At 72.2% G+C, this 7,072-nt stretch carries 6 protein-coding genes and 1 pseudogene; all 7 read left to right on the forward strand.

All coding sequences use genetic code 11. The features are described 5' to 3' along the window. Nucleotides 1-414 precede the first annotated feature (414 nt). Nucleotides 415-1,308, forward strand: coding sequence for a 30S ribosomal protein S2 (rpsB, locus tag B1205_RS20290; RefSeq protein WP_089157009.1), 894 nt, complete (start codon nt 415-417; stop codon nt 1,306-1,308). A gap of 129 nt (nt 1,309-1,437) precedes the next feature. After that, nucleotides 1,438-2,210: pseudogene (tsf, locus tag B1205_RS20295) on the forward strand (translation elongation factor Ts). 158 nt (nt 2,211-2,368) lie between these two features. Further along, nucleotides 2,369-3,136 carry a UMP kinase gene (pyrH, locus tag B1205_RS20300; protein ID WP_089157010.1) on the forward strand — a complete coding sequence of 256 codons (768 nt, stop codon included), beginning with the start codon at nt 2,369-2,371 and terminating at the stop codon, nt 3,134-3,136. Nucleotides 3,137-3,207: 71 nt separating this feature from the next. Next, nucleotides 3,208-3,765, forward strand: a complete 558-nt coding sequence (frr, locus tag B1205_RS20305) for a ribosome recycling factor (RefSeq protein WP_089157011.1) — start codon at nt 3,208-3,210, stop codon at nt 3,763-3,765. Between the two features lie 235 nt (nt 3,766-4,000). Beyond that, nucleotides 4,001-5,263: a phosphatidate cytidylyltransferase gene (locus tag B1205_RS20310; RefSeq protein WP_089157012.1), complete on the forward strand. Its 1,263-nt coding sequence runs from the start codon at nt 4,001-4,003 to the stop codon at nt 5,261-5,263. Nucleotides 5,264-5,367: 104 nt separating this feature from the next. Continuing rightward, entirely contained in the window at nt 5,368-6,513 is a 1,146-nt protein-coding gene (gene rlmN / locus B1205_RS20315) for a 23S rRNA (adenine(2503)-C(2))-methyltransferase RlmN (RefSeq protein WP_089157013.1), read from the forward strand. A gap of 22 nt (nt 6,514-6,535) precedes the next feature. Then, a partial coding sequence (locus tag B1205_RS31900) for a DivIVA domain-containing protein (protein WP_254910058.1) occupies nt 6,536-7,072 on the forward strand: 537 nt, incomplete at its 3' end.

The following is a 7,072-nucleotide window of genomic DNA, read 5'->3' on the forward strand; positions in this document are numbered from 1 at the left end:
TGGTGCTCTTCCTCGCCGCCGCTCTAGCCGCCCGCTGACCTGCTCGCGCAGCTCACCCGCACCAGTACGCCGAAGTGGCGGTGTCCAGCGACCTGCGACCCCGCCACTTCGCCGAACCGGAGTCGATCAAGCGCAGCCCGGCCCGATCAAGAACCGCCGGGCCCGATCCAGCACCGCCCGGCCCGATCCAGAGCCCCGACCTGATCACGTGCCGTGACCACACCTGGCCGGAGGGCCGCCGCGGGAGCGCACCCGGCGGCCGGGGGGCGGCGGGAGCGCGTACACTCGTCAACTGGCGACCGCCTCGCGCGGTCGACCTCGCGCGCCCTCCCCACGGTCTTCTCCGTGGGGCGACGGCCTCCCTGGTCCCGGTCTTTCGCACCCGGGCCCACCCTGGCCGGCGACCGGGCNACCATGGCCGTCGTGACCATGCGTCAGCTGCTGGAGAGCGGTGTGCACTTCGGGCACCAGACCCGGCGCTGGAACCCGAAGATGAAGCGTTTCATCTTCACCGAGCGCAACGGTATCTACATCATCGACCTGCGCCAGACGCTCGACTACATCGAGAAGGCGTACGAGTTCGTGCGCACCACCGTCGCGGGCGGCGGCAGCATCCTGTTCGTCGGCACCAAGAAGCAGGCCCAGGAGGCCATCGCCGAGCAGGCGACCCGGGTCGGCCAGCCGTACGTCAACCACCGCTGGCTCGGTGGCATGCTGACCAACTTCCAGACCGTGTACAAGCGGCTCCAGCGGATGAAGGAGCTGGAGGCCCTGGGTGACCTGAGCGGCACCGCCGCCGGTTACACCAAGAAGGAGACGCTCCAGCTCTCCCGCGAGAAGATCAAGCTCACCAAGACCCTCGGTGGTCTGCGGGACATGCAGAAGCTCCCGGCCGCGGTCTGGATCGTCGACACCAAGAAGGAGCACATCGCCGTCGACGAGGCCCGCAAGCTGGGCATCCCGGTGATCGCGGTGCTGGACACCAACTGCGACCCGGACGAGGTCGACTTCCCGATCCCGGGCAACGACGACGCGATCCGCTCGGCCGAGCTGCTGACCAAGGTCGTCGCCGCCGCCGTGGCCGACGGTCTGATCGCCCGCTCCGGCCGTAACCGGGGCGGCGACGAGAAGCCCGAGGCGGGCCAGGTCGGCGCCGACGAGCCGCTGGCCGAGTGGGAGCGGGAGCTGCTGGAGGAGCCGAAGAAGGCCGACGAGCAGCCCGCCGCCGCCGAGCAGCCGGCCGCCGAGCAGCCCGCCGCCGAGGAGCAGAAGGCCACCGAGCAGCCGGCGACCGCCGCCGCGGAGTGATCGCGCCGTCGCGTCCCCACCGTCCGATTTCCCGGCCGGTGGGGCGCGACGGGTACGCCGGGCACAACCGGCCCGGATCCGGGTAACCGGGCACCCAGACCACCTCACCCAGACACCGAAGAGAGAGTCATGTCCAACTTCACCGCCGCGGACGTCAAGAAGCTCCGCGACCTCACCGGCGCCGGCATGATGGACTCCAAGAAGGCGCTGACCGAGGCCGAGGGCGACTTCGACAAGGCCGTCGAGATCCTGCGCGTCAAGGGCGCGAAGGACGTCGGCAAGCGGGCCGGCCGCACCGCCGCCAACGGTCTCGTCGCCCACTCCGGGCAGGCGCTGCTGGAGCTGAACTGCGAGACCGACTTCGTCGCCAAGAACGACGCCTTCATCGCGCTGGCGCAGCAGTTGGTCGAGCACGGCGTGACCAGCGACGCGACCANCAGGAGCAGTCCGCCAAGATCGGCGAGAAGCTGGTGCTGAACCGCTTCGCCAAGCTCGACGGCACCACCGCGGTCTACCTGCACCGCAAGAGCCAGGACCTGCCCCCGGCGGTCGGCGTGCTGGTGCAGTACACCGGCAAGACCGACGAAGCGGGTGACGCCGACGCGCGCGGCGTGGCGATGCAGATCGCCGCGATGCGGCCGAAGTACCTCACCCGCGACGAGGTGCCGGCCGAGACCGTCGAGTCCGAGCGGCGCATCGCCGAGCAGACCGCCCGCGAGGAGAACAAGCCCGAGGCAGCGCTGCCGAAGATCGTCGAGGGCCGGGTCAACGCCTTCTTCAAGGACTTCGTCCTGCTGGAGCAGGCGGCGGTCGCCGACAACAAGAAGACCGTCAAGCAGGTGCTGGCCGAGGCCGGCATCGAGGTGACCCGCTTCGTGCGGTTCGAGGTCGGCCAGGCCTGAGCCGCCGCGCCCGGGCCGGTGGGTCCGGGGCACGGGGAGAACGTCGACGAGGAGGCCGCCGGTGTACGCGACAGGCACCGCGGCCTCCTCGTCACATAGGGTCGGCAGGGGCAGGTACGCGATGCCCGCGCGGTGCGCGGGGAGAAGGGGCGGGGCGGATGACGCAGGTTGTGAGTGACCGGAGCCTGGCGGCGGACGACCCGATCGCCCCGCCACCCGGTCGGTCCCGTCGGGTGGTGCTGAAGCTCTCCGGTGAGGTGTTCGGCGGCGGCGCGATCGGTGTCGACCCGGACGTCGTGCAGGGCATCGCCCGGCAGATCGCCACCGTGGTGCGCCGGGGCGTGCAGGTCTCCGTGGTGGTCGGCGGCGGCAACTTCTTCCGTGGCGCGGAGTTGCAGAAGCGGGGCATGGACCGGGCCCGCGCCGACTACATGGGCATGCTCGGCACGGTGATGAACTGCCTGGCGCTGCAGGACTTCCTGGAGAAGGAGGGCATCGAGACCCGCGTGCAGAGCGCCATCACGATGGCCCAGGTCGCCGAGCCGTACATTCCGTTGCGCGCGATCCGGCACCTGGAGAAGGGCCGTGTGGTGATCTTCGGCGCGGGCGCCGGCATGCCGTACTTCTCCACCGACACGGTGGCCGCCCAGCGGGCGCTGGAGATCCGCGCGGACGTGGTGTTGATGAGCAAGAACGGTGTGGACGCGGTCTACACCGCCGACCCCCGGATCGACCCGACGGCGAGCAAGCTCGACGCGATCACCTTCTCCGAGGTGCTGCGCCGCAACCTGCGGGTGGCCGACGCCGCCGCGTTCAGTCTCTGCATGGAGAACGGCCTGCCGATGCTGGTCTTCGGCGCCCAGGGCGACGACACCATCGTCCGCGCCGTCGGCGGTGAAAAGATCGGCACGCTGATCACCGCCTGACCGGCAGCGGCCCTCTGCCACAGCCCACCAGCACAGCCCACCACGAGCGACAGAAGGAGGCGAGGAGACCGGTGATCGACGACACCCTCCTCGAGGCGGAGGAGAAGATGGAGCGTGCCATCGAGCACGCCAGGGACGAGTTCGGCGGGATCCGCACCGGTCGCGCCAACGCCGCCATGTTCTCCCGCATCGTCATCGACTACTACGGCAGCCCGACGCCGTTGCCGCAGATGGCGTCCATCGGGGTGCCCGAGCCGCGCATGGTGATCATCAAGCCGTACGACAACTCGCAGCTGAACGCCATGGAGAAGGCGATCCGCGACTCGGACCTCGGGGTCAACCCGAACAACGAGGGCAACCAGCTACGCATCGTGCTTCCGCAGATGACGGAGGAGCGCCGCCGCGAGATGATCAAGGTCGCCCGGCAGAAGGGCGAGGAGGCCAAGGTCGCCGTCCGCAACATCCGCCGCAAGGCCAAGGAGGAGCTGGACCGCCTGGTCAAGGACGGCGAGGTCGGCGAGGACGAGGGCCGGCGCGCGGAGAAGGACCTGGACGACCTGACCCAGCGCTTCGTCGCCACCGTCGACGAGATGATCAAGCACAAGGAGAGCGAGCTGCTCGAAGTCTGAGTGGCCCTGTCCTCCTCACGGCACCGGGCCGCCGCCGGGGACCCGGGCGGCGGCCCGGTGCCGTCTCGCGCCCGGCGGCGTCCACCCGGGGCGCATCCGGGGTGCAGTAGGCTCGGCTCGATTCCCGACCACCACGGGGTGAACGGTCGGTCGGTCACACCAGAAGTCTCACGCTGTAGGGGATGATCTTGGTCTTGCGTCACGTGGTGGCTTCCGTACCGTCTGCCGGTGCGTGATGTCCCACCCCGACCCCTACGGCAGCGCCGAGCCGCGTGGCTGGGACCGTCCGGCCCCCGCACTGCCCTGGCCGGAGACCGACCTGGAGCCCGGCCCGTGGCGGCGACCCGCGCCCGGCCAGGATGCCCGTCCCGACCCGGTCGACCCCGGCGCGTACGCCCGGCCGGCGGCCGGCACCGGGGCGTACACCCGGCCGGTGGCCGACCCGTACCCGGGCGGTCCGGTCCACCACGACGCGCCGTGGCCGCCCGGCGGGCCGTCGGCGGCGGACCGCCGGCCCGAGGACGAGTTCCCCACCGCGCGGATCGCGCCGGTGCGGGACGAACCGACCGACCAGCTTCCCCGGGTACGCGACGAGCCCGCACCCGAGCCGCCGCCCGGCCGCCGGTCGAGGGGCCGCCGGCGGGCGAGCGCGGAGCGTCCGCCGACCACCGCGCCCGGGGCGTCCCGGGCGGGGCGTAACCTGCCGGCCGCGATCGGCGTCGGGTTGGCCCTCGGCGGGGCGATCGTGGTGCCGCTGTTCTTCTTCCTGCCGGCGTTTCTCGCCGTGCTCGCCGCCGCGGTGGCGATCGGCATCTGGGAGATGGCCCGGGCGGTCCGCCGCAGCGGCGCGCACCCACCGCTGCCGCCGCTGCTGGCCGGCGGGGTGATCACGGTCGGGCTGGCCTGGTTCGCCGGCCCGGACGCGCTCTGCCTCGGGCTGCTGGTCACCGTGCTGGGCACGATGATCTGGCGGCTGGGCGACGGCCCCGGCAACTACCAGCGGGACCTCACCGCGGCCACGCTGATCGCGGTCTACGTGCCGTTCCTCGCCGGGTTCGCGGCCATGCTCGCCGCCGCGCCCGAAGACGGCCACCTGCGGGTGCTGGTCACCCTGGTGGCGGTGGTGCTCTCCGACACCGGCGGGTACGCCGCCGGGGTGGCCTTCGGCAAGCACCCGATGGCGCCGACGATCAGCCCGAAGAAGTCCTGGGAGGGCTTCGCCGGCTCGGTCACGGCCGCGGCGGCGGGCAGCGCGTTGCTGCTGTGGCTGCTGTTCGACGTGGCGCCGTGGTGGGGGGCGCTGTTCGGGATGGCGATCTCCGGCGCGGCGGTGCTCGGCGACCTGGCCGAGTCGATGATCAAGCGGGATCTCGGGGTCAAGGACATGAGCAACCTGCTTCCCGGCCACGGCGGTCTGATGGACCGGCTCGACTCGATCCTGTTCGCGGTGCCGACGGCGTATCTGCTGCTCGCGGTCTTCGTGCCGGTGGTGGTCTGAGGGATGGATCACGTCGCCGTTTCGGGCCGGAGCGGCTGGTCCGGGACGATTCGGCCCCTACGGACGGGTGCGTCCGGCTCGGCGCGTGTCAGACTGGACGCGCCATGACGAGCCTCCCGCTGATCTCCGTTGACCCCGACGCCCGCGGCCGCCGGCCCGCGATGCCTCCCCGCCACCTCGCCGACCTCGACCTGCCGGGCCGGCAGGCGCTCGTCACCGAGCTGGGCGAGCCGGCGTTCCGCGCCAAGCAGATCTCGAACCACTACTTCGGCCGGCTGGTGCGCGACCCCGAGCGGATGACCGACCTGCCGGCGGCGACCCGGGAGCGGCTGGCCGGCACTTTGCTGCCCACGCTGCTCACCCCGGTCCGCGAGCTGGCCTGCGACGACGGCGCGACCCGCAAGGCGCTGTGGCGGCTGCACGACGGCTCGATGGTGGAGAGCGTGCTGATGGGCTACCCGGACCGGGTCACCGTCTGCATCTCCAGCCAGGCCGGCTGCGGTATGGCCTGCCCGTTCTGCGCCACCGGCCAGGCCGGGCTGACCCGCAACCTGTCCACCGCGGAGATCGTCGACCAGGCCGTCTACCTGGCCGGGGTGGCCGCCTCCGGCGCGGTCGCCGGGTCGCCGCCGCGGCTGTCGCACGTCGTGTTCATGGGCATGGGTGAGCCGCTGGCCAACTACGCGCGGGTGGTCGCGGCGATCCGCCGCCTGGTCACCCCGGCGCCGGAGGGCCTCGGCCTGTCCCAGCGGCACATCACCGTCTCCACGGTCGGGCTGGTCCCGGCCATCCGTCGACTGGCCAGCGAAGACCTCTCCGTGACCCTTGCGTTGTCGCTGCATGCCCCCGATGATGAGCTGCGCGACGAACTCGTCCCGGTCAACCAGCGCTGGAAGGTGTCCGAGGTGCTGGACGCGGCGTGGGACTACGCGGCCACGACGGGACGTCGCGTGTCCATCGAATACGCGATGATCAAGGACGTGAACGACCAGCCGTGGCGAGCCGATCTGCTCGGGCGGCTGCTGGCCGGCAAGCTGGCCCACGTGAACCTGATCCCGCTCAACCCGACCCCGGGCAGCCGCTGGGACGCCAGCCCGAAGCCGGTCGAGCGGGAGTTCGTCCGGCGGTTGCGCGACGCCGGGGTGTCCACCACGGTGCGGGACACCCGGGGGCGCGAGATCGACGGAGCGTGTGGGCAGCTCGCCGCCGCCGAGGACAGGGACAGCGACCCACGCGCGGCAACGGCGTAGCGGTCCGAGACCAGGAGACATAGTGGCGAGTCAGGGTCAGCGTTTCCGGCGAAAGGCGCTCCGCCGGGGCTACAAGGTCGACGAGGTGGACACCTTCCTGGACCGGGTCGAGGCGACCCTCGCCGGCCGCCCGGTGGGCGCGCCCGTCGCCTCCAAGGAGGTCAACGACGTCGTCTTCCGGGTCCGGTTCAACGGCTACGACGAGTGGCAGGTCGACCTGCACCTGGACCGGGTCGAGCGGCAGCTCGCCGACCTGGAGGAGCGCGGTGGCGTCCCGGACGGACGCGGTGGCGACCCGCGGATGTCCGACCGGCTCGGCCCGCCGATGCGCGACGATCGTGGCCTGTCACCGGTGCCGCCGCCGATGCCGCCCCGGCAGATGCCCGCCGCCCCGGCCGGCCCGCCCGCGGAGCGTTACGGCAGCCGTTACGACGAGCCGACCGGCGCGTTCGCCGGTGGGTACGACGGCCCGCGCGGCGGATACGACGCGCCTCGTGGTCCGGCCGGCCCCGGCCCGATGGGGCCCGGTCCGGGCGCCCCGCTCGGCCACGGCGGCCCG

Source organism: Micromonospora sp. NBS 11-29, assembly GCF_002140155.1.
GTDB lineage: Bacteria > Actinomycetota > Actinomycetes > Mycobacteriales > Micromonosporaceae > Micromonospora.

Coding starts and splice junctions, on each gene's coding strand:
- rpsB (WP_089157009.1), top strand. CDS start 415: ATGGCCGTCGTGACCATGCGTCAGCTGCTGGAGAGCGGTGTGCACTTC.
- pyrH (WP_089157010.1), top strand. CDS start 2,369: ATGACGCAGGTTGTGAGTGACCGGAGCCTGGCGGCGGACGACCCGATC.
- B1205_RS20310 (WP_089157012.1), top strand. CDS start 4,001: ATGTCCCACCCCGACCCCTACGGCAGCGCCGAGCCGCGTGGCTGGGAC.
- rlmN (WP_089157013.1), top strand. CDS start 5,368: ATGACGAGCCTCCCGCTGATCTCCGTTGACCCCGACGCCCGCGGCCGC.